Source organism: Mesorhizobium sp. B2-8-5 (genome assembly GCF_006440675.2).
Lineage (GTDB): Bacteria > Pseudomonadota > Alphaproteobacteria > Rhizobiales > Rhizobiaceae > Mesorhizobium.
This window is the reverse complement of sequence record NZ_CP083951.1, coordinates 5,249,404-5,272,157: the sequence shown is the minus strand read 5'-3', so window position 1 is coordinate 5,272,157 and position 22,754 is coordinate 5,249,404. Positions and strand designations below refer to the sequence as shown.

The window sequence follows — 22,754 nt, the reverse complement described above, 5'->3', positions numbered from 1 at the left end:
TCCCTCTTTGCGGGGGAGATCAGCAGCTTCGCCGCGGCACTTCTCCATAACGCCGCCCCCACTTGAACCCCATTCCCTTCCATGCTTGCCTGGCATCACCCAAGTCGGAGTGGTGAAGATGGCAAAGCCCTCAACCAGCGCCGCGCCGGACCCGATGGTCGCACGCCTGCGCGCCGCCCTCGGCCGGCGCGCCTTCACCGAGCAGAAGATGTTCGGCGGCACCTGTTTCATGATCAACGGCAACATGCTGATCGGCACCTCGAAGCGCGGGCTTCTGGTACGCGTCGGCAAGGGCGCGCATGCGGCGGCCGCGGCACTTCCTCATGCAAGCACGATGGAGATGGGTGGACGCTCGATGGAAGGCTATATCCGTGTCGCGTCCGAAGGGACGGCAACCGACGCCGATCTTGCCGGTTGGCTCGGCCGCGCATTGGCTTTCGTCGAGACGCTGCCGGCGAAGGCGAAACCGCCGAAGCGGTCGAAATGAGGACGACTGAGGAGCTCGCAGCCCTTCTGTCTTCCGCGGACACAAAAAAACCGGGCGCAAGGCCCGGCTTTTCCGTGTCGTGGCTTTTACGACTTAGAACTTCATACCGACGCCGAACGTGACGCGGTTGTCCGAAGACTTGACCTTGCCCGTGTCGCCGAAGTTCTTGCTGCCGTAGTCGGTGTAGCGATACTCGACGCGGCCGAACACGTTGTCCGTGATCTTGATGTCGGTACCGGCGCCGGCGGTCCAGCCGAGCATGGCCTTGCTGTCGTTCACGCCGGTGACGCTGTCGTCGATCTTCTGGTTCTTCGCAGCGAGACCACCCGTGCCGTAGAGCAGGATTTCCGGGGTCACGGCATAGCCGAGGCGAGCGCGCAGCGAACCTTCGATGCCGGTCTTGGCCGAAAGGCCGTTGTCCGAACCCTTGGTGCCGTTGTAGCCGAGGTCGGCTTCAGCACCGTAGACGAAGTTATCCTGCTGCCAGTTGTAGCCGCCGAAAACGCCGCCGATGAAGCCCTTGGTCTTGGCGTCGACGCCCGGGGCCTTCACATGGCCGCCGAAGCCGTAGCCGAGATTGATACCGGCATAGGGGCCGGCCCAGGAAGCAACCGGAAGCTCGGCAACCGGGGCGGGAGCCGGCGGCTCCTCGGAAACGACGTCGGCCGCGAAGGCGGTACCACCAAGGGCGAACAGCCCGAGCGCAGCAGCGAGCGGCGCGAATTTGAGATTGGTCTTCATTGTTATACTCTCCTTAAGCCACAAGACACTTAGGCTTGTTTGTTCATGAAACGCCCCGGCCCGTCCGGGGGGATAAACGGGCTTGGCGCTCAACGGTTCCAAATGTCGTGCTGAAATGCGGCTGAAGCGAACCTGAACTTGGGTCATATCCCGGCGCGAATGAGGCCGAAAGTTGACGTTGCATCTTCGCAACAGCGAATGTCAGCAGGCTAAATATGTTGCGCTGCACACCGCTTGGTTCAAGGGGTCCAGCGACATATATTGCCGGGAGCGGTGCCCCGAATCCGGCGGGGCGGAAGCGCGTCCGGGCCGCTTCGCCACATTCTTGCCCCAGGTGGAAATGGCATTTAACGCTTGGCCCGTCATATTGTGCCGGCTTCCCGGAATCGTGAAGCCGATTGAGGATTGACAAGATGAGACAAGCCACGGCTGTCGCGCTGGTGACGGGTGGAGCAAGACGGATCGGCAAGGCGATCGTCGAGGACCTTGCCGCCAATGGCTTTGCTGTCGCCATCCACGCCAACCGGTCAAGCAACGAGGCCGAGGCGCTGGCGGAGAAGATCGCGGGCGAAGGCGGCCGCGCCGCCATGGTAGCCGCCGACCTCACCGACATGGAAGCCGTGGGCGGCCTTGTCGGTCGCGCGCAAGCGGCGCTCGGACCTGTCACGCTGCTGGTCAACAACGCTTCCCTGTTCGTCGACGACCGGGTCGAGGATTTCGACTGGCAGGCCTGGGATCGCCACTTCGCCATCCATGTGAAGGCGCCGGCGCTTCTGGCGCGGACCTTTGCCCGCGCCCTGCCTGAAGGCGAAGAGGGGCTGATCGTCAACATCATCGACCAGCGCGTCTGGCGGCCGACGCCACGCTATTTCTCCTATGCGCTGTCGAAATCGGCGCTGTGGACGCAGACCGAGATGCTGGCGCAGGCGCTCGGACCGCGCATCCGCGTCAATGCCATCGGTCCTGGCCCGACGCTGAAGAACAAGCGACAGGACGACGATGATTTCGGCAAGCAGGTCGACGGCCTCATTCTGAAGCGCGGCCCGCAATTGCCCGAATTCGGCGCCACGATCCGCTATCTCTGGCAGGCGCGCTCGGTGACGGGCCAGATGATCGCGCTCGACGGCGGCCAGCATCTTGCGTGGCAGACGCCCGATGTGACAGGCATGGTGGAATGAGTCCCGTAGCCCAAAGACATAAAAGAAACGGCGCCGCCGACGATCTGCCGCCCGATGTCGATCTCGACATCGAGGACGAGGCGGCGGAGGAGATCGTCGAGCCGGAGTCGATCCCGACCGGGCCTGACATCGCCTTCACGGCCATAGACTGGACGCCTCATGCCGGCGACGCCGACGGCATGGTCGGCGCCGAGGTGATCCAGACCTTCGTCAAGCGGCTGCCCAACCAGCCCGGCGTCTACCGCATGATGAACGCCGCCGGCGACGTGCTCTATGTCGGCAAGGCGCGCAGCCTGAAGAAGCGCGTCACCAACTATGCTCAGGGGCGGTTCCACACCGCCCGCATCGGCCGCATGGTGCGCGAGACGGCGACGATGGAGTTCGTCGTCACCCGCACCGAGATCGAGGCGCTGCTGCTGGAGGCCAACCTCATCAAGCGGCTGAGGCCCCGCTTCAACGTGCTGATGCGGGACGACAAGTCGTTCCCTTACATCCTCTTGACCGGCGACCATGTCTCGCCCGGCATCTACAAGCATCGCGGCGCGCGCTCGCGCAAGGGCGACTATTTCGGCCCTTTCGCCTCGGCCGGCGCGGTCGGGCGCACCATCAATTCGCTGCAGCGCGCCTTCCTGCTTCGAAGCTGCACCAACTCCTTCTACGAGAACCGCACGCGGCCGTGCCTGCTCTACCAGATCAAGCGCTGCGCCGCGCCTTGCACTGGCGAGATCTCGCATCAGGGCTATGCCGAGCTGGTCGCCGAGGCCAAGGATTTCCTCTCCGGCCGCAGCCAGAAGGTGAAGACTGAAATCTCGGCCGCCATGCAGCAGGCGTCCGAAGAGCTCGATTTCGAGCGCGCCGCCATCTACCGCGACCGTCTTGCGGCGCTCTCGCATGTGCAGGCGCATCAGGGCATCAACCCGCAGACGGTGGAAGAGGCCGACGTCTTCGCCATCCACCAGGAAGGCGGCCAGACCTGCATCCAGGTGTTCTTCTTCCGCACCGGCCAGAACTGGGGCAACCGCGCCTATTTCCCCAAGGCCGATCCGGCGCTGGAGCCGGCGGAGGTGCTGGGTTCGTTCCTGGCGCAGTTCTATGACGACAAGCTGCCGGCGCGCGCGCTGCTTCTGTCGCAGACCGCGCAGGAACAGGAACTGCTCGCCGAGGCGCTCTCCACCCATGCCGGCCGCAAGATATCCATCTCGGTGCCGCAGCGCGGCGAGAAGAAGGACCTGACCGACCATGCGCTGCAGAACGCGCGCGAGGCACTCGGCCGCAGGCTGGCCGAGACCTCGACCCAGGCGCGCCTGCTCAAGGGTTTTGCCGAGACCTTCGGCCTGGAAAAACCGCCGGTGCGCATCGAGGTCTACGACAACTCGCACATCATGGGCACCAATGCGGTCGGCGCCATGGTCGTCGCCGGGCCGGAGGGGTTCGTGAAGAACCAGTACCGGAAATTCAACATCCGCTCGACCGAGATCACGCCAGGCGACGATTTCGGCATGATGCGCGAAGTGATGCAGCGGCGCTTTTCGCGGCTGCTCAAGGAACATGGCGACGTTCAGCCCGGCCCGGCGGTCGAGGACGAAACAGGCGAGGAAGATCTGGTCGCCGGCAATGGCGGCTTCCCGGCCTGGCCGGACGTCATCCTGATCGACGGCGGCCAAGGCCAGATGACGGCGGTGCGCCAGATCCTCGCCGATCTCGGCGTCGAGGACCGGGTGGTGGCCATCGGCATCGCCAAGGGCCCGGACCGCGACGCCGGCCGCGAGCGCTTCTTCGTCAAGGGCAGGGACTCCTTCATGCTGCCGGTGCGTGATCCGGTGCTCTATTTCGTCCAGCGCCTGCGCGACGAGGTGCACCGTTTCGCCATCGGCTCGCACCGGGCGCGGCGCAAGAAGGAGATGGTCAAAAGCCCGCTCGACGAGATCGCCGGCATCGGCCCGGGCCGCAAGCGCGCCCTGCTGCTCGCCTTCGGCACCGCCAAGGCGGTCAGCCGCGCCGCGGTCGAGGACCTGGTCAAGGTCGACGGCATTTCCGAGCATGTGGCGAAGCTGGTCTACAATCACTTCCACGAGAGCTGAGGGCTGGTCGCGTGCACGGAAGGTTGACCAAGGCGTCCGTGTGGTGAGGGATGTTGCACCTTGGCGATTAGCTCAAACGCCCACCACGTCGTCATTCCAGGGCGGAGCAAGGAGCGCAGCGACGCGGCGCAGACCCTGGAATCCATTCCGTTACCTCTACGCGTTGCAGCGGTTCAGAAAACCTCCGTTCCGCGCGAGGTCACGGAATGGATCCTCGGGTCTGCGCGTCCGCTTCGCTCCCGCTCCGCCCGTGGATGACGAAGTTGCCTGGGCTTCGCCAATCCCCAACGTTGCAAAAAGAGCTTACATCGAAGTTGCCAATCTCTGCCTCTGACGTGAGATGCCCAGGCCAGAGAACGCCGACCTTCGCGCCATTTTTCCCTGTCCAATCGAATCTCGCCTGTTGACCCCCTACATTCGCTTCTGATTTGAGTACGTCTGGCGGAGGAGATTTCCCGAGACAACATGGCACAACGCGCGTTCAACCTGCCGAACATCCTCACCTATGCCCGCATCGTCGCGGTGCCGCTGGTCGTGCTGTGCTTCTTTCTCGAGGGGCATCTGAAGTCGTCCGACTTCGCCCGCTGGTCGGCGCTGGTCATTTTCCTGCTGGCCTCCATCACCGATTACTTCGATGGCTATTTCGCGCGCGCCTGGCAGCAGACCTCCAACATCGGCAAGATGCTGGATCCGATCGCCGACAAATTGCTGGTCGCCACCTGCCTGCTCCTGCTTGCCGCCGACACCGACCGCCATGGCGGCATCGCCGGCTGGTCGCTCTGGGCGGCCATCATCATCCTGTGCCGCGAGATCCTGGTTTCGGGCCTGCGCGAATATCTGGCCGCCTTGAAGGTGTCGGTGCCGGTGACCCAGCTCGCCAAGTGGAAAACCACGATCCAGATGGTCGCCATCGCCTTCCTGCTGGTCGGCCCGGCCGGCGACAAGATCTTTCCGCTGACCACCCAGATCGGCCTGGTGCTGCTGTGGGTCGCGGCGCTCGTCACGCTCTACACCGGCTACGACTATTTCCGCGCCGGCCTCAAGCACATCATGGACGAGTGAAGACAATGCCCACGAAGCTCATCTATTTCGCCTGGGTGCGCGAGCGGATCGGCAAGCCGGAAGAGGACGTCGAATTGCCTTCCGGCATCGAGACGGTCGCCGATCTGCTGCGCTGGCTGAAGTCGCGCGGCGAGGAGTATGAGAACGCGCTGCAATACCCCGACGTCATCCGCGTCGCCATCAACCAGGAACATGTCGGCCACCGCGAGAAGATAGCGGGCGCGCGCGAAATCGCGCTGTTTCCGCCGATGACCGGGGGCTGAGATGGCCGGCGCGGTCGTGCCCGCCATCCGCATCCAGCGCGAGGATTTCGACGTCGCCGCCGAGATAGCCGGCCTGACCGAGGGCCGGACCGATATCGGCGCCGTGGTCACCTTCTCCGGCCTTTGCCGCGACGAGCAGGGTGCGCTGTCGGCGCTCGAGCTCGAGCACTATCCCGGCATGGCCGAGGCCGAGATCGGCCGCATCGCCGCGCAAGCCCTCGAGCGCTGGCCGCTGCAGGGGCTCACCGTCATCCATCGCCATGGCAAGATAGCGCCGGGCGAAAACATCGTGCTGGTGGTCGCGGCCTCGTCGCACCGCCAGGCGGCCTTCGAGGCGGCGAATTTCCTCATGGATTACCTGAAGTCGCGCGCGCCCTTCTGGAAGAAGGAGCATCTCGCCGACGGAACTCAAGGTGGCTGGGTCGAGGCCAAGGAAGCCGACGATCACGCCGCGGACCGCTGGAAGAAACAAGGCGAATAATGCATGTCGCCCAGAAGTGTGCAGCGGTTCTGGGGCAACGACATGCATCAGAAAAAAACTCCCGTTCGGCCATCGAACGACCGCAATCCTTCCCAAGCTTGCCAATCGGTTTGATTTGCTTGGCGGAGCAATCTCATGCTGGACGGGATCGCGGAGTTCTTCATCTTCGGGCTGGTGCCGCTGGTCGTCGGCGTGCTTGCCGTGCCGGAAATGACCAATGCCGGCGAAAAGACGATCGCGGGCGAGGTGACCTATCGCGAACGCATCGCCCTGCCACCCGATGCCGTGCTCGTGGTCGAGCTCACCGACGTCTCGCTGGCAGACGCACCGGCGACCGTGATCGCCAAGCGCAGGATAGCGCCCACCGGCCAGGTGCCGATCAAATTCGACATCGGCTTTGACCCCAAGGCTATCCAGAAGGGCCGGACCTACGCGCTGCAGGCCCGCATCACGGTCGGCGAGCGGCTGATGTTCATCCCTGATACTCGTCATCAGGTCGATCCGCTGGACGGCAAGCCGCAGACGGTTTTGCTGAAAATGGCGCACTGACGTCGTGCGCCGCGCCTGACCGCGCGACTTTTCCGCCTCGAAACCGTGTTCGCCGGAATAAGCCGGCAACGCCAGGCGTTGACTTATGCAGATGGCGGGCAGGCAAAGGGACGATGTCCCTTCACTTAACCGCCAGACCGAATGCGCGGATCGATCTGGCACTCAAAGGAGACCAGATATGAAAAAGCACACGCTCTTTCTCGCAGTCACAAGCATATCGCTGATCGCCTTGGCCGGTTTTGCCAGGGCGGACGATCACCTGTTCAACGCCACGCAGCACGGCCTCAGCTCCGACAGCCAGCCTTTCCAGACCAACAAGGCCGGCCACAGCGGCGACCTTGCGCCTGGACAGGGCAGTCCGTTCGCCGGCGAGGAGACGAAGACGCCGTCTACCGATACCGAGGCGGCGAACGCCCATGCGAATGTGAAAGACCGTCAAGCCAAATGACGTCTGCCCGCCGGGGGGGCCGGCGGGTTTTAAGAGCAATTCCAGGAAAGTGGGACGCGGTTTTCCGTCCGGAATTGCGTGAAACAAAGAGATATTCGCCATTTCCAGGAAATGGTGAAACGCTCTAGCATGCCGGACCGCGTCAACAGCGCGAATAAAAATCCCGTTCGGCCATCGAACGACCGCTATCCTTCCCAAGCCTGCCGGTTTGATTTGCTTGGCGCGAGTTGAGGTCTGTCCGGGTTCCATTCAGCCCAGTTCGATTTGCGGCATGCGCCAGGAACTCAAGCCTGCGGCGTCGCCGCCGCCGGTGTCAGGCCGAAGCGGCGCATAAGGTCCATGATCCTCGCCCGGTCCGGCGGGCCGCCGGCGCCAAAAATGGCAAAGGCCTCGCGGAAATAGTCCGGGCTGATCGCCGCGGGTGTGACCACGCACAACACTTTGGCGGTTTCCGCGGTGTTGTTGTCGAAGCGATGGACCGCGCCGCGCGGAATGCAGAGAGCCTGTCCCACCCCGACCTCGTGTCTCTGGCCGTCGACCGTGAGCGTCAGTACGCCCTCGATGCCGTACATCGTTTCTTCGTAGTGGTCGTGGCTGTGTGCCGGGGCGAGCAGCCGCTGCGAGCCGGGCACGGTCAGTTCGAAGGCCGCGATGCTGCCGTTGGACTGGTCGCCGGTGAGCAGGAAGCGAATGGCGAGGCCGCCGTCATCGCCGATCGTTTCTTCCGCCGGATTGACGCGCACATTGCTGGCTTTCCCTAGCATTCCATCCTCCCATGTGGTAAATCGAATTTACCGAAATGAGTAAACTCAATTTACCAGAATGTCAATGCCCCAATCCACGGACGATCCTCCGAAAAAACCGCCATTGATCGGCGCGCTGTTGCGCGTGCCGGCCTTGGCCATCCACCGCAAGCTGATCAGGGATTTGCGGGCATCCGGCTTCGACGATTTGAGCCCGCCGCATATGGCCGTGATCCAGTATCCAGGACCGGACGGGATGCGTCCGAGCGCGCTTGCCGAGCGGGCCGCGATGAGCAAGCAGGCCATGAACCAGTTGCTGAAGACGCTGGAGGGGATGGGCTATATCATCCGCAGCGCGGCGCCCGACGATGCCGGTGGGACCGTCGTGAACTTCACCGACAGGGGCAGGGCCGCTTACCAGAAGATGGCGGACATCCTGCTCGATATCGAGCGGGAATGGGCCGAGGAGCTTGGGCCGAAGCGCTTCCAGGAATTGAAGACGCTGCTCGGCGATCTCTGGGACACGCCGCTGATCCGCTGATGGCACCAATTGACCGCGCCGCCTCGACCCCCTAGGCTCCCTCGAAAATGGGGATGGGGTTCCCCCGAAACCGCCCTTATGGGCTGATGACTCCTGCCAGGCGTGCTCTCGCGCGGCAGGATTTGTTTTTCCCGCTCGCATCATGCCTGATTTCGTGAAGTGGTTCCGATGCGGAATCGCGTTTGGAAAGGCATTGAAGCGATGACCCTTGCGGCTTGCGCCCTGGTCCTGATCGGCGGTTTCCTCGGCGGCATTTCCCGCTTTTTCCTCTCCGGCGTGGTCGGCCGTGCCATCGGCGAGACCTTTCCCTGGGGCACGTTGCTGGTAAACGTTTCCGGCGCCTTGGCCATCGGCGCCTTCGCAGGCGCGGCGCGGGCTGTCGGCGGCGTATTCGCCGGCGATCTCGTCCGTGACCTGATCGTCGTCGGCCTGTTCGGCGGCTACACCACGGTGTCGTCCTTCTGCCTGCAGACGCTCAACCTCGCGCTCGACGGCGAGGGACGGCTCGCCGCCTTCAACGTCGTCGCTTCGTCGGTTCTGTGCGTGCTGTTCGTCGCGCTCGGCTTCTGGGCCGTCGCCTGGGTAGTGGGCTGAGCGATGATGGACGGACAGATGGCGATGCGGCTCTATCTGGCGGTCGGCTGTGGCGCGGCGATCGGCTCGCTGGCCCGCTTCCTGTCGAGCTATGTCATCGTCTCGCTGCTCGGCATGAACGCGCTTTGGTCGACTGCTTTCGTCAATGTCGTCGGCTCGTGGGTCATCATGGCCTTCGCCACGCTGACCGGGCCGGACGGGCGCCTGATGGTCGGCCCGGCCAGCCGCAATTTCGTCATGGCCGGCCTCTGCGGCGGCCTCACCACGTTTTCGGCGATGAGCCTCGATACATTTATCCTGCTGTTCGACGGCGACTGGCCGCTGGCCGCGACCTATCTCATCAGTGTGGTCGGCCTGTCGTTCGCCGCGGCGTGGCTGGGCTATCTCATGGCGTCCAGGCTCAACCGCTTGCCGGCCGACAGGTGATCGGGCCAACAGGCGATAAGGGAGGAAAAACATGGAACTTCCCGCGCAATGCGCGCTGCTCAGGATATTCTTCGGCGAGGACGACAGAGCAGCCGACGGCAAGCCGCTGCATGAGGCGATCGTCATCAAGGCGCGCGAGACCGGCATGGCGGGCGCGACGGTGCTGAGGGGCCCGCTCGGCTTCGGCCGCTCGAGCGTGCTGCATACCGCCAAGATCCTGCGCCTGTCGCAGGATCTGCCGATCGTCGTCGAGATCGTCGACGCGCCGCAGAAGATCGATGCGCTGATCCCTGAGATCAAGGCGCTGATCACCAGGGAGAAGGTCGAGGTCATCCGCTACGGCGATGGCGACTGAACCCAAAAACAAAGGGCCGGCGAAGCGCCGACCCTTTTCCAGATTTCGACCTACAGGCTCAGCCGACGATCTCGGTGTCCGAGAACCAGTACTTGATCTCCTGCGCGGCGGTCTCCGGCGCGTCCGAGCCGTGCACGGAGTTCTCGCCGATCGACAGCGCATGTACCTTGCGGATGGTGCCCTCGGCGGCGTTGGCCGGGTTGGTGGCGCCCATCACTTCGCGGTTCTTGGCGATGGCGTTCTCGCCCTCCAGCACCTGCACGATCGTGGGCGCCGACGACATGAATTCCACCAGTTCGCCGAAGAACGGGCGATCCTTGTGCACGGCGTAGAAACCTTCGGCCTCGCGGCGGCTCATCCACACGCGGCGCGATGCGACGACGCGCAGGCCGGCATCTTCCAGCATCTTGGTGATGGCGCCGGTGAGATTGCGCCTGGTCGCGTCCGGCTTGATCATGGAGAAGGTGCGTTCGATCGCCATAGGGTCGTCCTTGTTGTGGGAATGGAAATTGGAGTGGCGGGCTCTATACAAGTCGCCCGGCGGCTTGCCAAGGGGAGGCGGCTTCTGGTCAAGGCGAGCCGTTTGCGGGATAATAAGGCTGCTGCATGCGCCTCGGGCGCGAGGTCCGGAGCGTCGCGGCGGCGGAGCCCGAGGCGATGAACCGGCCTTATCTCAGACGCGGCGACATGGCAGGCATAGTTCTCATGGCGGTCATGTGCGCCGTGATCATCTTCGTCCTGCTGGCCCTGCCGCCGCGAGATCACAATTTCGGCTTCGGCCCGGAATGGCAATGCACGCGCATGGGCGAGGGCGACCCGATTTGCGTGAGGCTGGTCTACAACGGCAAGACGACCAAGGCGCCCCAGAAATAGGCGCTAAAGCTCGATCTCAACCGTCACTGTAGGCTCATCGCCCGCCTTGAGGCCTTCCTGCTGGCGCACCGAGGCCTTGATCGGCAACAGCAGGCTGCCGGACGACTTGTCGGGAAAGAGCAATGTTTGCCACCTGGTCTTGCCGATCGCCGCCGTGATGCCGAGCGAGCCCCAAGGGCGCGCCAGCCCCGCCGTCGCCGCCTTGATCCGCGCCGCGACGTCCGTCGGCAGCGTCATGAAATGCCAACCTCCCTTGCCGGGATAGACCCAGATCTCGGCCCGCGTCTCATAGCGCAGCATGGCAGTCCCGCGCTCACGCCGCAGCCGCGACCTGCCGGCCGATCCCGCCATGCAGGTCGAGGCAGCGCTCGAACCAGCGCGCGATGCCGTCGGCATCGTCGAGCAACTGGAAAGGCGAGGCGATGCGGCCCCATTGCAGCGCCCCGAACACGATGTAATCGACAAACAGAGGCGCCTCGCCGCCGATGAAGGGCTGGTAGGTCAGCGTCGAGCGCAGCGGCTCCAGCGCGGCGCGGAAGGCCGAGAGCCCGGCCTCGCGATTGGCCACGACCTCTTCCAGGCGCTTGCCGTAGCGTTGTTCGCGGTTCTCGCGGAAATAGGCCGCGTTCGGTTCGTCCTGCATCGCATGCAGATCGGTCAGAGCCACCGCCGCGATATAAGGGTGGATGGTGAACTGCGACCAGCGCTCGATGAAGCGCGCCGTCGCCTTGCCGCCTTCGCCGCAAAACAGCGTCGGCCGTTCGGGGTAGGCTTCGTCGAGATAGAGCGCGATGGCGAAGGAATCGGCCACCACGCGCTCGCCGTCGCGGATCACCGGCACCGTCTTCGATACGCCGCCCTCGACCTTCGGCACCTCCAGGAAGCGCGTCGGCACCTTGGTGGCGGCGAGCCCCTTGTGCGCCAAGGCCATCTTGGTCTTCCAGCAATGTGGGCTGAAGGGGCGGGCGGTGTCATGGCCGACAAGGTCGTAAAGCAGAATGGTCATTGGCGGGTCCGTTGCTGCGGGTTACGAAGGGGCTGGATTCGGGTTAAGCCGGGTGGGAAGAATGAAGCAGCATTTCATGATGTTTGCGGCCTACAATCAATGGGCCAATGGCCGCCTCTACGATGCCGCCGCCGATCTTGGCGAAGACGAACTCGGTCGCGACGTCGGCGCCGTCTTCGGCTCGATGCTCGGCACGCTGAACCATCTGCTCGCCGTCGACCGCGTCTGGATGAAGCGTTTCACCGGCGAGGGCGACGCGCCCTCGAACACCGCCGCCATACTCTACCACGCCTTGCCGGCCCTGAGGCTGGCGCGCGAGGCCGAGGACAGGAGGGTCGTCGACTGGGTGACCGGGATGGGCGACAAGGCGCTCGCCGGCCGTTTCTCCTACATGACCGTGGACATGCGCACCGTCTCGCTGCGCCTTTCGCCTGCGCTCAGCCATTTCTTCAACCACCAGACCCACCATCGCGGCCAGGCGCATATGGTGCTCACGGTGCTCGGCCGGCCCTCGGTGCCGCTCGACCTGGCGCTGTTCCAGCGCTCCGAGGAAGGTCGCGCCTACGCCTGAAAGCGCGTTGGCCGGAAGAAGTGCTCGATGCGAGTTCTCCGGTAATAGCCGGTCAAGTGGCATATCGGGCTGCATTGTCCATGAATGGCTGAGTTTGCGGCCGGGTTGTTATTGAGAAGTTTTCCAAATTTAAGAAAAGTCAAGGCAACGGCCAACCGGGAGTGTCGAACCGGCCGTGAGGCTCCGCGGCATTCTCCTACCGCGTCGCCGGCTGCGGCGGCGCGCTGACGAGAACCTCCGGCCAGTCGGAGAGCCCGTCACTAAAGGCGATGCCGACGGCGTGTTAACCACACTTGCGTTGAAGCTAATATGTTAGGACTTCTTTTGCGCTCGCGCTGCACAATAAGCCAGTTGCAGTGGGAGCAATGACATGCGCATCGATTTGTCCCCCACGAGTTGGGGCAGGGTCGTGGTGGTCACCGCCGCCGGCACCGCCTTTTTCATTGCCGCCGCCTTCTTCGTCGATTCCTTCAATTTCCCCTCGCTGTCGCCGCAGGCGCTGCTGTGGGCGCAACTCACGGACCTGTTCCTGCCGCTCGTCCTCGGCGGCTCCTTCCTGTTCTTCCTGATGTGGAAGATGCGCCAGCTGGCGATCACGCAGAAGGAACTCAGCGTCATTGCCGCGACCGACAGCCTGACGGCGGTCTTCAACCGCGGCGCCTTCTCGATGCTGGTCGAGGCCTATCTCGAGCGGGCGCGGGGCCAGACGGTCGCCGATGCCGGCGCGCTGCTGATCGTCGATGCCGATCACTTCAAGTCGATCAATGACCGCCTCGGTCACGATTGCGGCGACCAGGCGCTGAGGTTGATCGCGGCGACGATCAAGGGGCAACTGCACGGCGCCGACATTGTCGGGCGTATCGGCGGCGAGGAATTCGCGGTCTTCCTGCCCGGTGCCGACGCCGCGCGCTCCTTCCTGGTCGCCGAATCCATCAGGTGCCGCATCCGCGAGGCCGAGTTTGCACCCGGCGGGCGGCCCTGGCCGCTTTCGGTGAGCATCGGCGGTACCGCCTTCCGCGGCCCGACCACCTACCACGACATGTTCGAGGTCGCCGACCGCCATCTCTACAAGGCCAAGTCCAATGGCCGCGACCAGGTGAGCTTCGAGAGCCCGCGTGGCGGGCTGGCGGGCGACGCCGCCGGCACGGTCCACTAAATCATTTCCAGGAAAGTGCGATCCGTTTAGGCCCGGCAACCGCGCCGTAGCCGCCCGTTGCCGTGCCTGCGGCCCCGGAAGCCGAGGTCAACGGTGGCTGCGGTTGAGCAGTGGCCTGTGCTGGCGGATCAACTGGCGCTCGACATCGAGATAGGGCCTGATCAGGCCGGCCGCGGTCGTGGTCGGCTCCGGCTGGTGCACCACCGCCGTCAGCGTGCCGTGTTCGGTGAGCAGGTTCAGCCACTTCAGCGCCTCCCATTTCGGTGTCGCGCCGCCGCGGCCGGTGAGGCTGCGGTTGATATAGCCGGGATAGGAAAGCAGGCGCTTGCCGGCCGAGGCGCCGCAGGTGCCGATCCTGACTGGCTTGCCTCCGGCGGTGATCCAGGCATAGACGGCTTCGCCGAGTTCGCACACCGTGGGATCGGTTATCGTCACCCGGATGGAGGATCTGTCCCGGCTGAGCCGCATTTCGGCCGCCGGCTTGAAACGCTCGTGATCGAGAAACATCCGCCCTCCTTGCCGCGCGTCCGCACTGACATGGTGAACGCGAGCGGTCCGTGCGGTGTTTCACGCAGCGCTCGAAAAGTTTCATAGGGTGTCGCGGCGCCGCGCATGCCTAGAGCCGGATGATTTCAGGTCTGTTCGACCTGAAATCTGAATCCTGCTCTGAATCAAAGAGATAGAGCATGATGTCGCCCGAAAACCGCTTCACGCTTTTCGGCATCATGCTCTGCCATCAACGGTCCGTTCATCCTTTGGCGGCTAGTGTCGGAGGCTGGCCTCAGCCGATCCGCGAGCGACCGTGTTCGACCTTATCGATTTCAAGGCGGTGCTGGTCATCGCCCTCATCTTCATTCCGCTCGAGCAGCTTCTGCCGCTGCATGCCGAGCAATCGGCGACGCGCCGGCACTGGCTGAACGACGTTGTCTATCTGCTCTTCAACGGCATCGTCATCAAGCTCGGCATGTTGCTGGTGGTCGGCGCGGCGATGCTTGTGGTGCAGCGTTTCGTTCCCGAAGCGCTCACCGCCGCCGTCCAGTCGCAGCCTTTATGGCTGCAGGCAATCGAGGCTCTGCTCGTCGCCGATATCGGCTTCTACCTTGCCCATCGCGCCTTTCACGCGCTGCCGTTCCTGTGGCGCTTTCACGCCATCCACCACTCGATCGAGGAGATGGATTGGCTGGCCGCCCACCGCGTGCACCCGGTGGACCAGATCCTGACCAAGTCGGCTTCGTTCCTGCCGCTGTTCGCGCTGGGTTTTTCCGGCGAGGCGGTTCTTATCTACGTGCTGATCTATCACTGGCAGTCGGTGTTCATCCACTCCAACACGCGCATCAAATTCGGGCCGCTGAAATGGCTGATTGCCTCGCCGCAGTTCCATCATTGGCACCATGCCAACGAACGCCAGGCCTATGACAGGAATTTCGCCGGACAGTTGCCCTTTCTCGACCTGATCGGCGGCACCTTGTTCATGCCGCAACGAATGCCGGAAAAATACGGCGTCGACGAGCCGGTGCCGCAATTCTATCACCAGCAACTTATGTATCCCTTCGTCGCCGCGGCCGAACCGGCCGCGCCGACCGTTGAGGCCGCGCCCGCCGCCGCCAAGCCGGAATGACGGCACGGAAAAGCCCGCCACTGAGGGTGGGTTTTTCGCGGCAGGGTAGTCCTTTGCCGTAAAACTCAGCCGGCGAAACCGCCATATCCGCGCGCCACCGGCTTGACCGAGACGACCGGCTGCTCCGAGGGCCAGAGCACCCCCGCCGTCACCGCGAAGGTGATCAGCGCATCGCGCGCCGCCTCGGCCGAGATTTCTCCACTGCGCGCTGCCTCGCAGGCCTTCACCGCGGCGCCGTAGCTGAGGCGGCGGCGCGACGGCGGAAACTCGGTCAGGAAGTCATGCATGTCGAACAGCGAGGCGATCATGCGCTTGTGGCCGGCGCCGACGCTGAGGGCGACCGGGGTGAAGAACATCCTGTCGTACATTCGGACCTCGTCTATTGGCTGTGGAAGCGGGGGCTGCCGCCTCCGGTCTGGAGGGAGGACGCCACACAACGCGGCTTGCGGCGAGTGGTTCCGCGCGTGCCGATTTTTCCGTACTGGACGTGATCCGTCGCGCAGGCGGCCTATTTCCACATCCCGCGCATGCGGGAACCGAGATCGACCTTGACGCCCGGTTTCTGGCGCGGGTCGTCCTTGAGCGCGGCGCTTGCCCAGGACGACTGCTCGAAGGCCGAAAGCATCGAGGCCGAGATGAAGCGGGTGCGCGAGGCATAGACGTGGCGGTCGCCGCGAGCCGGCTGGTTGTGCGGATAAAAGCGCTGCGGCACGACGAGATGCAGGCTGTCCTTGGCTCTGGTCATCGCCACGTAGAGCAGGCGCCGCTCCTCCTCGATGTCCTCCTTGGTGCCAACGCCGAGATCGGCCGGGATGCAGCCGTCGACGGTGTTGAGCACGAAGACGTTCTTCCACTCCTGGCCCTTGGCCGAATGAATGGTCGACAGGATGAGGTAATCCTCGTCACGATGCGGCGGCCCGGCCTGGTCGCTGGTGGCGTCGGGCGGGTCGAGGGTGAGCTCGGTCAGGAAGCGCTCGCGCGACGGATAGGTCGATGCGATCTGTTCGAGCTGGATGAGGTCGGCGCGGCGCGTGATCGCATCCTCATGGATACGTTCCATATGCGGCTCGTACCAGAGCCTGATCCGCTCGAGGTCGGCCGGCCATTTGGCGCCGGCGCGCAAGCCGCCATAGATGTCGAGGAAGACCGGCCAATCTTGCGCGGCGCGCTGCGGCGGCCGGAAGCGGGCAAGGCCCAGCGTCTCGTCCAGCGATGTCGCCATGGCGTCCACGATCTGCGAGGCGGCGGATGGGCCGATGCCTGGCATGAGCTGCAGCACCCGAAAACCGGCGACGCGGTCGCGCGGGTTTTCGGCGAAGCGCAGCATCGCCAGCATGTCCTTGACATGCGCGGCATCGAGGAATTTCAGGCCGCCGAACTTGACGAAAGGGATGTTGCGGCGCGTGAGCTCGACCTCCAGCGGCCCGCTATGGCTCGAGGTGCGGAACAGCACCGCCTGCGCCTTCAGCGCCGTGCCGGCCTCGCGCTCCGCCAGGATCGCCTGGCAGACATAATTGGCCTGCTCGGCCTCGTCGCGCACGCTGACCAGCTGCGGCTTGTGCGATGATCGCCGCTCGGTCCACAGATTCTTGGTGAAGCGCTCGCTGGCCTCGCCGATCACCTTGTTGGCCGCGCCCAGGATCGTCTCGGTCGAGCGGTAATTGCGCTCCAGCATGACGACCGCTGCTTCTTGCGCAAACTGTCTTGGAAAGTCGAGGATGTTGCGCACTTCCGCAGCGCGGAAGGAATAGATCGACTGCGCGTCGTCGCCAACGACGGTCAAGCCCGCGCCGTCCGGTTTCAGCGCCAGAAGGATCGAGGCCTGCAGCCGGTTGGTGTCCTGGTATTCGTCGACCAGTACATGGTCGAAGCGGCTGGAAAGATGCGCGGCGATCTCAGGCTCCGCCGCCATCTGCGCCCAGTAGAGCAGCAGGTCGTCGTAATCGAGCACGTTCTGCGCCTGTTTGGCCTCGACATAGGCCGCGAACAGCGCCTTGAGCTGGTCCGCCCATGCCGCGCACCACGGGAAGGCCGAGCCCAGCACTTCACCCAGCGGCGCCTGCGCATTCACCGCCCGCGAATAGATCTGCAGGCAGGTGCCCTTGGTCGGAAAGCGGCTTTCGGTTTTCGACAATCCCAGCTCGTGCCGGGCAAGGTTCATCAGGTCGGCGGAATCCTCGCGATCGTGGATGGTGAAGGCCGGATCGAGGCCGATCTGCTCGGCATAATCGCGCAGCAGTCGCGCGCCGATGCCGTGGAAAGTGCCGGCCCAGGCGAGCGCGTCGGCGATGATGGCCGCGTCGCGCCCCAGCACCTCGCCGGCGATGCGCTCAACGCGCTTGGCCATCTCGGCAGCGGCGCGACGGGAGAAGGTCATCAGCAGAATGCGGCGCGGATCGGCGTCCTTGACGATGAGATGGGCGACGCGATGCGCCAGCGTGTTGGTCTTGCCGGAACCGGCGCCGGCGATCACCAGCAGCGGCGCGGCCACCTTGCCGTCGCCATGCATCACCGCCAGCCGCTGCTCGTCGTTCAGCCGGGCAAGATAGGCGGGCGCCTCGAAGGACGAATCACGAGCGGCGATGTTCATCGCCCATCAAGCATCGTTTCCGCTTTGTTCGCAACCGGTATGGCGCTGGCGATTGGCGAAAGCCGACGCGACAGACGATCTTCCCCAGAAGGGGAGATTCTACCGCTTCGGCTCGACTCCCATCGCCGCCGACTGTCGCCGCAGCGCGCGTCTCTCGTCGCCCGGCATGTCCAGCGGTGCGACATCGCCGGGAACCTCATCGATGATCCTCATGGCGACGCGGTAGGCGGTGTAGGCAAACAGACCTGTTAACAGCAGGCGGATCATGGCCATCTCCTTATGCGGTTCGATCGGGTCTCAACCGGGCGCGCGCAGGTTGGTTCCCCTCCAGCCAGCCAAACCGCGCCACGCAACCAAACCGCCACCGCTTCGTTGCCCTTGAGATCAAGGAGCAAACGAGAGGAGCTTGTCATGAAGAAGCTTCCTGTGCTGCTGGCTCTTGCGGCAGGGCTCGTGCTCGTCGCCTGTGACAACAGCGTGCAACCCACCAAGGCGCCGGGCGCTGAAGTCAACCAGAACCCTCAGGTCGACAAGAACCCGGTGCCGAAATCGACCACCGGTGGCGACCAGCAGGGTACAGCGCCGAAGCAATAGGGCAGGGCGGGCTGAATTGTCGTCAGCCTGAAACGAAGAAGGCCGGCGCTGCTTGGGAGGAAGCTGATAGCGCCGGCCAAGCGGGAAAATCAGGCCCGCCGCGGGACCAAAGATAGCTGAGTCTCGACCCTGCGTCATGGTGCGATCGCGGTAGCCGGCTATACAGCCTCGAGCAAATCACCGGAAAATCCCGAAATTCTGCAAGGCTCCACCATTGTGGGGTCTCTGATGCTGCCTTGGGTGACGCGCGATCGGAGCCAACTATGAAGACTGTTGCAACAACTGCCCTTGCTCTCGCCGCGCTCACCGTCGCTGGGCCGGTCATCTGGACGGTCGCGTATAACCATCAGCAACATCTCGGCGACCGGGAACTCATCTCGATCGCTGCCGAGGATGTGGTAAGAGTTGAGCTTGGGGCGATCGCCTACGCCTCCGCCGAGGAACTGCTGTCAAGCAACCCCGGCTGCTGTATCGTCAGTCACTCCAATCACGAGTGGCTGCGGTTTCCGGCGCGCCTCTACGAAGACGGCGTCTCAATCGTGCAGATGAGCTATCTCATCGAAAGGACGCCGAAACCGGAATATTACTTCCGCGAAGTCGCGATCGATGCGGATGGCCGAATATTGGAGACCAGGGGCATTGAGACAGACATGCAAGAGCATTGGTAGCCGGCAATCGCCGCCCGTATCGGCGCATTCTCAATATCGAGGCATGGATGACTAGGAAGCTTGCATTGGGCGCGTTGGCAACAACAGCAATTCTATTGGCAGTATTGGCAGCGGCGTCGTGGTATTCCGGTGAGTTGAATGGGTACTGCGGTGAAACGGGCCAGATCGCATCCGACGCTGCGTTGATTGAGAGCGCGCTCATTCTGGAAGCCCGGGAGTCGGATTTTCCCCGCGCAATTTCCGGCGCCGCTGCCGCAGGCGAATACGCAAAAGATAACCCCGATTGCTGCGCCGTCGAGCGATGGGATCATCCGTTCATGACAAGTCCCTTTTTGACTGTCCTGTCGGGGACGCGTGGATTTGCTGTTACCCTAATCTATCCGCGGAAGCATCCGGATGCTGACGGCGCCTACCAGCAAACAACCAATATAATAGATGGCTGTGGTACGTCGATCGACAGGTACTCGATGTCAAGTGTGCGAAAGCCGATGGCGACGCAGTATTAAAAGGGTTCGAGCATCTCCATTCGAGATGCCGGTGGAAGCCTTTATCAGCACCAGCGACCACACTTTCGCGGAATATCTTGCGCGGCCGGTGCTGGATTCGTTCCAGCGCGCATTCGTGGGGCCTCACGCCACCGCCGAGCGCGCTTGTTGTCCGCCGGCGATCTCGATGTCCAGCTGGCGCTGCGTCAGCGCCGCTTCGGACATGAGCCACTGCTTGAACAGCTCCACCTTGCGGGCGCCGAGCGCCTTGATCGGGCTGACGAAATACCAGCCCGCCGTATTGGGGTGGTGGACCGCGAAAGGAGCCACCAGCCGTTCGGCGCGGATATCGCTTGCCATGTAGGCGCGGTTGGCGACGGCAAAGCCCATTCCGGCATTGGCCGCCTCGTAGGACATCATGCAGCTATCGAAATAGACGCTCCTGGTTTCGCCAAGCACGAAGCTCGCGCCGGCAAAGCCCAGCCACGACTGCCAGTTCTGCGTGCAGGTGTCGGAATGAAGCAGCGTGAAATAGCGCAGGTCTTCCGGCGTCACCTTCGACAGCGGCTTGTCGCCCAGCACATCGTGGAAGAGCTTGCGGCTGCAGACCGGTGTCAGGTCTTCCTTGAACAGCAGTTCCGAGGTGAGGCCGGGGAAGTTGCCGTCGCCATATCGGATCTCGAGATCGTATTCCGAGGTTGAGAATTCATGCGTGGCGTAAGAGGTCGACACCCGCATTTCGATGTCGGGATATTGCCGCTGGAAGGCCGAAAGCCGCGGGAACAGCCAGCGCGCGGCGAAAGTCGGCAGCACGCAGATCCGCAGCACATGCGCCTGCGACTGGCCCGTAGCCTCCATGCTGGCCGCCACGATCCGCTCCAGCGCCTCGCGGACGCGCGCCACGTAGGTCTCACCCTCCGGCGTCAGCGACACGGCATTGCCGCCGCGCTCGAAGATCTTGAAGCGAAGCTGATCCTCCAGGCTCTTCACGCGCTGGCTGACGGCGGAAGCGGTGATGAACTGCTCTTCGCCGGCACGCGTGAAATTCTTGTGCCTCGCGGCGCTCTCCACGATTTTCAGCGAGTTGAGGTTGACCTGACTGAGCAGACGCACGGGGTTTCGTCCTTAAGCTGGGCTTACGCTACCACCAGCATTCCTAAATTTACAGGGGTAGGCGTTTAAATGACTGTTAACCAAGTGTTGCCCCCACCTTGGAGAAAGTAGAATGAACGCCCATACAATTCCCGAACTGCGTTGCGCAATGAGTCGCGAGGCCATCATTGGTCATGAGACGTCCTGGAAAGTGTCTGGTTTCGGCGTCGCCCAGTATCGTCACGGTTACGACCCCGCTCTGCTTGCCGCCATCGAGGAAGCCGCCCTGAAGTTGAAGGCCAGCCATGCCGTGCACAAGCACCTCGACCTCACCTTCATCACCGGCGCCGACCGCTTTATTCCAGAGATCAAGGAGCTTTTGCACGACAAGCTGCGCCTGGAAAGACTGTCCGACATGATGGGCACCAAGCTCGAGCCGTATCCACTGTCGATCGTCGGCTCGACCGTCACCTTCATGAATCCGAAAGACGGTGCGGTCGAATGGCATTGCGACGGCGTTCCGGTGACCGAACTCATTCCGCTGTCGATCAGCGACCCGCTCATCGGCGGCCATCTTGAGATCTATTGCGACGATTCCGAGACCGGCCGCTCGATCCTGGAATCCGGCCGCGATCTGCCGCGCAACAAGATCATGCGCATCGACCACAAGATGAACTATGCCACGCTCGGCCAGTTCCTTGGCGTGCTCCACCGCACCGCGCCGATACAGCTCGGCGAGCGCGTCACGCTGGTGCTCAACCAGCGTTCGGCGATCAAACCCTATGTCGACGATAACCGCATGTTCTACCTTGCCGCCGACAACGACCATGACCGTGCCTGGGTGAACGAACTGGCGGAGGATGTCTGGACCAACCAGCTGCCCGCCTACCGCCGCCATGCCGAGGAGCATCCCGTGCCGCAGCCGACGTCGGAAGCGGTTTCCGGCGCGGCGAGGGAGTCGTGGTAATGAGCCACGACCCGGTCGACCGTCAGCCGCTGTCAAGGTCTCTGAGCCTCGGCCCGGTCGCGCCGGAAAGTCAAAACCGTTCCAGCGTCGCCCCCGGGGCGGCGCTGGCCTTCGCCCTCGGCGCCGTGGCGCTGTGGGCCACCAACGCCCTGGTCGGCAAGACGCTGCTTGCCCTCTATCCGGTGTCGCAAGTGCAGTTTCTGCAGTTTTGCGGCGCGGCCATGGTCTTCGCGCTGATCCGGCTGACGAGCACTCCTCCTTTCCCCCTTGTCGGGGAAGGTGGATCCGCGCTTGCCGCTTACCTTGTCGGCTTCGTGGGCCTGGTCGGCACGATGGTGCTGCAATATATCGGCTTCGCCTCGATGCCGGTTATCGAGGCAAACCTCGTCGCCTACACTTGGCCGCTGATGACCGCCGCGGCGGTTATCCTGCTTGGCCGTCCGCGCCGTCCGCTGCTGCTCGGGCTGGCGGCGGCGCTCGGCTTCGTCGGCGTGGCGCTGGTCATTTCGGGCGGCCGCGCGCAGACCTGGTTCCAAGGCGGCAGCCTCGTCGGCTACCTTGCCGCTTTCGGCTCGGCGCTCTGCATGGCCTTTTACTCGCTCGCCGTCGGCCGCCTTGCCGTGTCGCCGGAGCGCCTGCTGTTGCCCTCGGCGCTGATCGGCGTCGCGCTCACCTTTGCCTGGTGCCTGCATGACGGCGTCGTGCGCCCGACCGGTGCGCACCTTCTGCTCGGCCTCTATCTCGGTGCCGGCCCGATGGGGCTCGGCTATTATTTCTGGTCGCGCGCGGCGAAGCTCGATCATGGCGGCAGGATAGCGGTCGTCGCCTATCTGACGCCGATTGCTTCCACATTTCTGCTGACGCTCTCGGGCGAAAGCCTGTCGATGACGGCGGTTGCCGGCGCCGTCCTCGTCATCGGCAGCTGCCTTGCGGTCGGCGTCGAAGGTACGGAGACCCGGAACGATGTCCAAGACGGCCGTTGACGATGACGAACGCCGCGCCAGGCAGGAGGCGTACTGGCTGGTCAGGGAGTTTGGCGCGGAGGCGCCGCTCTATGCGGCCATGAAGGCCGAAAAGGCCATCGAGCAGAAGGATTTCGGCCGCTGCGCGCGCTGGAAGCGCGTGCTGGAGATCCTCGCGGACAAGCCGCCCGCGGAACTCAGGCGCGGTGTCGCCGCCAAATGA

General features: G+C 63.8%; 32 protein-coding genes and 1 riboswitch. Of the genes, 22 read left to right on the top strand and 10 right to left on the bottom strand.

Annotated elements, in window-relative coordinates:
- The first annotated feature begins 118 nt into the window (after nucleotides 1–118).
- Entirely contained in the window at nucleotides 119–487 is a 369-nt protein-coding gene (locus FJ430_RS26170; protein WP_140651847.1) for a TfoX/Sxy family protein, read from the top strand.
- A 93-nt stretch (nucleotides 488–580) separates the two neighbouring features.
- Here the strand turns inward: FJ430_RS26170 and FJ430_RS26165 are convergent, their stop codons facing one another.
- A complete protein-coding gene (locus tag FJ430_RS26165; protein ID WP_140644522.1) occupies nucleotides 581–1,228 on the bottom strand; it encodes an outer membrane protein in 648 nt (215 codons plus the stop codon).
- Nucleotides 1,229–1,641: 413 nt separating this feature from the next.
- On the opposite strand from FJ430_RS26165, the gene FJ430_RS26160 reads away from it, so the two are divergent.
- From FJ430_RS26160 to FJ430_RS26130, 7 genes are all read left to right on the top strand, one after another.
- On the top strand, nucleotides 1,642–2,406 hold the full coding sequence (locus FJ430_RS26160; RefSeq protein WP_140703230.1) for an SDR family oxidoreductase: 765 nt from the start codon (nucleotides 1,642–1,644) through the stop codon (nucleotides 2,404–2,406).
- Nucleotides 2,403–4,487, top strand: a complete 2,085-nt coding sequence (gene uvrC / locus FJ430_RS26155) for an excinuclease ABC subunit UvrC (protein ID WP_140703232.1) — start codon at nucleotides 2,403–2,405, stop codon at nucleotides 4,485–4,487. The genes FJ430_RS26160 and uvrC overlap by 4 nt, the downstream gene beginning before the upstream one ends.
- 465 nt (nucleotides 4,488–4,952) lie before the next feature.
- On the top strand, nucleotides 4,953–5,549 hold the full coding sequence (gene pgsA, locus FJ430_RS26150; protein WP_040984724.1) for a CDP-diacylglycerol--glycerol-3-phosphate 3-phosphatidyltransferase: 597 nt from the start codon (nucleotides 4,953–4,955) through the stop codon (nucleotides 5,547–5,549).
- Nucleotides 5,550–5,554: 5 nt separating this feature from the next.
- Nucleotides 5,555–5,812 carry a molybdopterin converting factor subunit 1 gene (gene moaD / locus FJ430_RS26145; protein WP_140651850.1) on the top strand — a complete coding sequence of 86 codons (258 nt, stop codon included), beginning with the start codon at nucleotides 5,555–5,557 and terminating at the stop codon, nucleotides 5,810–5,812.
- A 1-nt stretch (nucleotide 5,813) separates the two neighbouring features.
- Complete coding sequence (locus tag FJ430_RS26140; protein WP_140703236.1) at nucleotides 5,814–6,293, top strand: molybdenum cofactor biosynthesis protein MoaE; 480 nt, start codon at nucleotides 5,814–5,816, stop codon at nucleotides 6,291–6,293.
- Nucleotides 6,294–6,428: 135 nt separating this feature from the next.
- On the top strand, nucleotides 6,429–6,842 hold the full coding sequence (locus FJ430_RS26135) for a YbaY family lipoprotein (protein ID WP_140703238.1): 414 nt from the start codon (nucleotides 6,429–6,431) through the stop codon (nucleotides 6,840–6,842).
- Between the two features lie 178 nt (nucleotides 6,843–7,020).
- Entirely contained in the window at nucleotides 7,021–7,290 is a 270-nt protein-coding gene (locus tag FJ430_RS26130; protein WP_140703240.1) for a hypothetical protein, read from the top strand.
- Between the two features lie 284 nt (nucleotides 7,291–7,574).
- Here the strand turns inward: FJ430_RS26130 and FJ430_RS26125 are convergent, their stop codons facing one another.
- A complete protein-coding gene (locus FJ430_RS26125) occupies nucleotides 7,575–8,054 on the bottom strand; it encodes a cupin domain-containing protein (protein WP_140703242.1) in 480 nt (159 codons plus the stop codon).
- A 64-nt stretch (nucleotides 8,055–8,118) separates the two neighbouring features.
- Between FJ430_RS26125 and FJ430_RS26120 the strand changes: the two genes are divergently transcribed.
- The 4 genes from FJ430_RS26120 to FJ430_RS26105 all read left to right on the top strand — a co-directional run bounded on the left by FJ430_RS26120 (nucleotide 8,119) and on the right by FJ430_RS26105 (nucleotide 9,949).
- A complete protein-coding gene (locus FJ430_RS26120) occupies nucleotides 8,119–8,574 on the top strand; it encodes a MarR family winged helix-turn-helix transcriptional regulator (RefSeq protein ID WP_140651854.1) in 456 nt (151 codons plus the stop codon).
- Nucleotides 8,575–8,614: 40 nt separating this feature from the next.
- A riboswitch (Fluoride riboswitch) is annotated at nucleotides 8,615–8,677 on the top strand.
- Nucleotides 8,678–8,775: 98 nt separating this feature from the next.
- Nucleotides 8,776–9,168, top strand: a complete 393-nt coding sequence (gene crcB / locus FJ430_RS26115; protein WP_140703244.1) for a fluoride efflux transporter CrcB — start codon at nucleotides 8,776–8,778, stop codon at nucleotides 9,166–9,168.
- Nucleotides 9,169–9,171: 3 nt separating this feature from the next.
- On the top strand, nucleotides 9,172–9,594 hold the full coding sequence (gene crcB / locus FJ430_RS26110) for a fluoride efflux transporter CrcB (RefSeq protein ID WP_140703251.1): 423 nt from the start codon (nucleotides 9,172–9,174) through the stop codon (nucleotides 9,592–9,594).
- Between the two features lie 31 nt (nucleotides 9,595–9,625).
- A complete protein-coding gene (locus FJ430_RS26105; protein WP_140703259.1) occupies nucleotides 9,626–9,949 on the top strand; it encodes a DUF190 domain-containing protein in 324 nt (107 codons plus the stop codon).
- Nucleotides 9,950–10,007: 58 nt separating this feature from the next.
- Here FJ430_RS26105 and ndk read toward each other — a convergent pair whose 3' ends face one another.
- Nucleotides 10,008–10,430, bottom strand: a complete 423-nt coding sequence (gene ndk / locus FJ430_RS26100; protein ID WP_041010781.1) for a nucleoside-diphosphate kinase — start codon at nucleotides 10,428–10,430, stop codon at nucleotides 10,008–10,010.
- Nucleotides 10,431–10,555: 125 nt separating this feature from the next.
- Here ndk and FJ430_RS26095 point away from each other — a divergent pair, with 125 nt between their 5' ends.
- On the top strand, nucleotides 10,556–10,822 hold the full coding sequence (locus tag FJ430_RS26095; protein WP_140703261.1) for a hypothetical protein: 267 nt from the start codon (nucleotides 10,556–10,558) through the stop codon (nucleotides 10,820–10,822).
- Nucleotides 10,823–10,825: 3 nt separating this feature from the next.
- On the opposite strand, the gene FJ430_RS26090 is transcribed toward FJ430_RS26095, so the two are convergent.
- On the bottom strand, nucleotides 10,826–11,122 hold the full coding sequence (locus tag FJ430_RS26090; RefSeq protein WP_140703263.1) for a DUF1905 domain-containing protein: 297 nt from the start codon (nucleotides 11,120–11,122) through the stop codon (nucleotides 10,826–10,828).
- A 13-nt stretch (nucleotides 11,123–11,135) separates the two neighbouring features.
- Nucleotides 11,136–11,828, bottom strand: a complete 693-nt coding sequence (locus tag FJ430_RS26085) for a glutathione S-transferase family protein (protein WP_140703265.1) — start codon at nucleotides 11,826–11,828, stop codon at nucleotides 11,136–11,138.
- A gap of 61 nt (nucleotides 11,829–11,889) precedes the next feature.
- Here FJ430_RS26085 and FJ430_RS26080 point away from each other — a divergent pair, with 61 nt between their 5' ends.
- Nucleotides 11,890–12,399 carry a DinB family protein gene (locus tag FJ430_RS26080; protein ID WP_140703267.1) on the top strand — a complete coding sequence of 170 codons (510 nt, stop codon included), beginning with the start codon at nucleotides 11,890–11,892 and terminating at the stop codon, nucleotides 12,397–12,399.
- A 370-nt stretch (nucleotides 12,400–12,769) separates the two neighbouring features.
- Complete coding sequence (locus FJ430_RS26075; RefSeq protein WP_140703269.1) at nucleotides 12,770–13,555, top strand: GGDEF domain-containing protein; 786 nt, start codon at nucleotides 12,770–12,772, stop codon at nucleotides 13,553–13,555.
- Between the two features lie 87 nt (nucleotides 13,556–13,642).
- On the opposite strand, the gene FJ430_RS26070 is transcribed toward FJ430_RS26075, so the two are convergent.
- The gene (locus FJ430_RS26070) at nucleotides 13,643–14,062 is read right to left on the bottom strand and encodes a hypothetical protein (RefSeq protein ID WP_140703271.1); all 420 of its coding nucleotides are present in this window, start codon (nucleotides 14,060–14,062) and stop codon (nucleotides 13,643–13,645) included.
- Between the two features lie 295 nt (nucleotides 14,063–14,357).
- Here FJ430_RS26070 and FJ430_RS26065 point away from each other — a divergent pair, with 295 nt between their 5' ends.
- A complete protein-coding gene (locus tag FJ430_RS26065; protein WP_140703273.1) occupies nucleotides 14,358–15,173 on the top strand; it encodes a sterol desaturase family protein in 816 nt (271 codons plus the stop codon).
- Nucleotides 15,174–15,238: 65 nt separating this feature from the next.
- Here the strand turns inward: FJ430_RS26065 and FJ430_RS26060 are convergent, their stop codons facing one another.
- From FJ430_RS26060 to FJ430_RS26050, 3 genes are all read right to left on the bottom strand, one after another.
- Complete coding sequence (locus tag FJ430_RS26060; RefSeq protein ID WP_140703275.1) at nucleotides 15,239–15,541, bottom strand: DUF982 domain-containing protein; 303 nt, start codon at nucleotides 15,539–15,541, stop codon at nucleotides 15,239–15,241.
- Nucleotides 15,542–15,681: 140 nt separating this feature from the next.
- A complete protein-coding gene (locus tag FJ430_RS26055; RefSeq protein ID WP_140703277.1) occupies nucleotides 15,682–17,763 on the bottom strand; it encodes an ATP-dependent helicase in 2,082 nt (693 codons plus the stop codon).
- Nucleotides 17,764–17,862: 99 nt separating this feature from the next.
- Entirely contained in the window at nucleotides 17,863–18,030 is a 168-nt protein-coding gene (locus FJ430_RS26050) for a hypothetical protein (protein WP_181175235.1), read from the bottom strand.
- Nucleotides 18,031–18,174: 144 nt separating this feature from the next.
- Here FJ430_RS26050 and FJ430_RS26045 point away from each other — a divergent pair, with 144 nt between their 5' ends.
- From FJ430_RS26045 to FJ430_RS26035, 3 genes are all read left to right on the top strand, one after another.
- A complete protein-coding gene (locus FJ430_RS26045) occupies nucleotides 18,175–18,357 on the top strand; it encodes a hypothetical protein (protein WP_140648177.1) in 183 nt (60 codons plus the stop codon).
- Between the two features lie 263 nt (nucleotides 18,358–18,620).
- On the top strand, nucleotides 18,621–19,025 hold the full coding sequence (locus FJ430_RS26040; protein WP_140651865.1) for a hypothetical protein: 405 nt from the start codon (nucleotides 18,621–18,623) through the stop codon (nucleotides 19,023–19,025).
- 65 nt (nucleotides 19,026–19,090) lie between these two features.
- Entirely contained in the window at nucleotides 19,091–19,531 is a 441-nt protein-coding gene (locus FJ430_RS26035) for a hypothetical protein (RefSeq protein ID WP_140648175.1), read from the top strand.
- A gap of 123 nt (nucleotides 19,532–19,654) precedes the next feature.
- Here FJ430_RS26035 and FJ430_RS26030 read toward each other — a convergent pair whose 3' ends face one another.
- Nucleotides 19,655–20,623 carry a LysR substrate-binding domain-containing protein gene (locus FJ430_RS26030; RefSeq protein ID WP_140648174.1) on the bottom strand — a complete coding sequence of 323 codons (969 nt, stop codon included), beginning with the start codon at nucleotides 20,621–20,623 and terminating at the stop codon, nucleotides 19,655–19,657.
- Between the two features lie 112 nt (nucleotides 20,624–20,735).
- Between FJ430_RS26030 and FJ430_RS26025 the strand changes: the two genes are divergently transcribed.
- The 3 genes from FJ430_RS26025 to FJ430_RS26015 are packed head-to-tail and all read left to right on the top strand — an operon-like array spanning nucleotide 20,736 to nucleotide 22,754.
- Nucleotides 20,736–21,569, top strand: coding sequence for a hypothetical protein (locus FJ430_RS26025; protein ID WP_181175236.1), 834 nt, complete (start codon nucleotides 20,736–20,738; stop codon nucleotides 21,567–21,569).
- Nucleotides 21,569–22,552: a DMT family transporter gene (locus FJ430_RS26020; protein ID WP_140648173.1), complete on the top strand. Its 984-nt coding sequence runs from the start codon at nucleotides 21,569–21,571 to the stop codon at nucleotides 22,550–22,552. The genes FJ430_RS26025 and FJ430_RS26020 overlap by 1 nt, the downstream gene beginning before the upstream one ends.
- Nucleotides 22,533–22,754, top strand: coding sequence for a hypothetical protein (locus tag FJ430_RS26015; protein ID WP_140648172.1), 222 nt, complete (start codon nucleotides 22,533–22,535; stop codon nucleotides 22,752–22,754). Before FJ430_RS26020 ends, FJ430_RS26015 begins: the two co-directional genes overlap by 20 nt.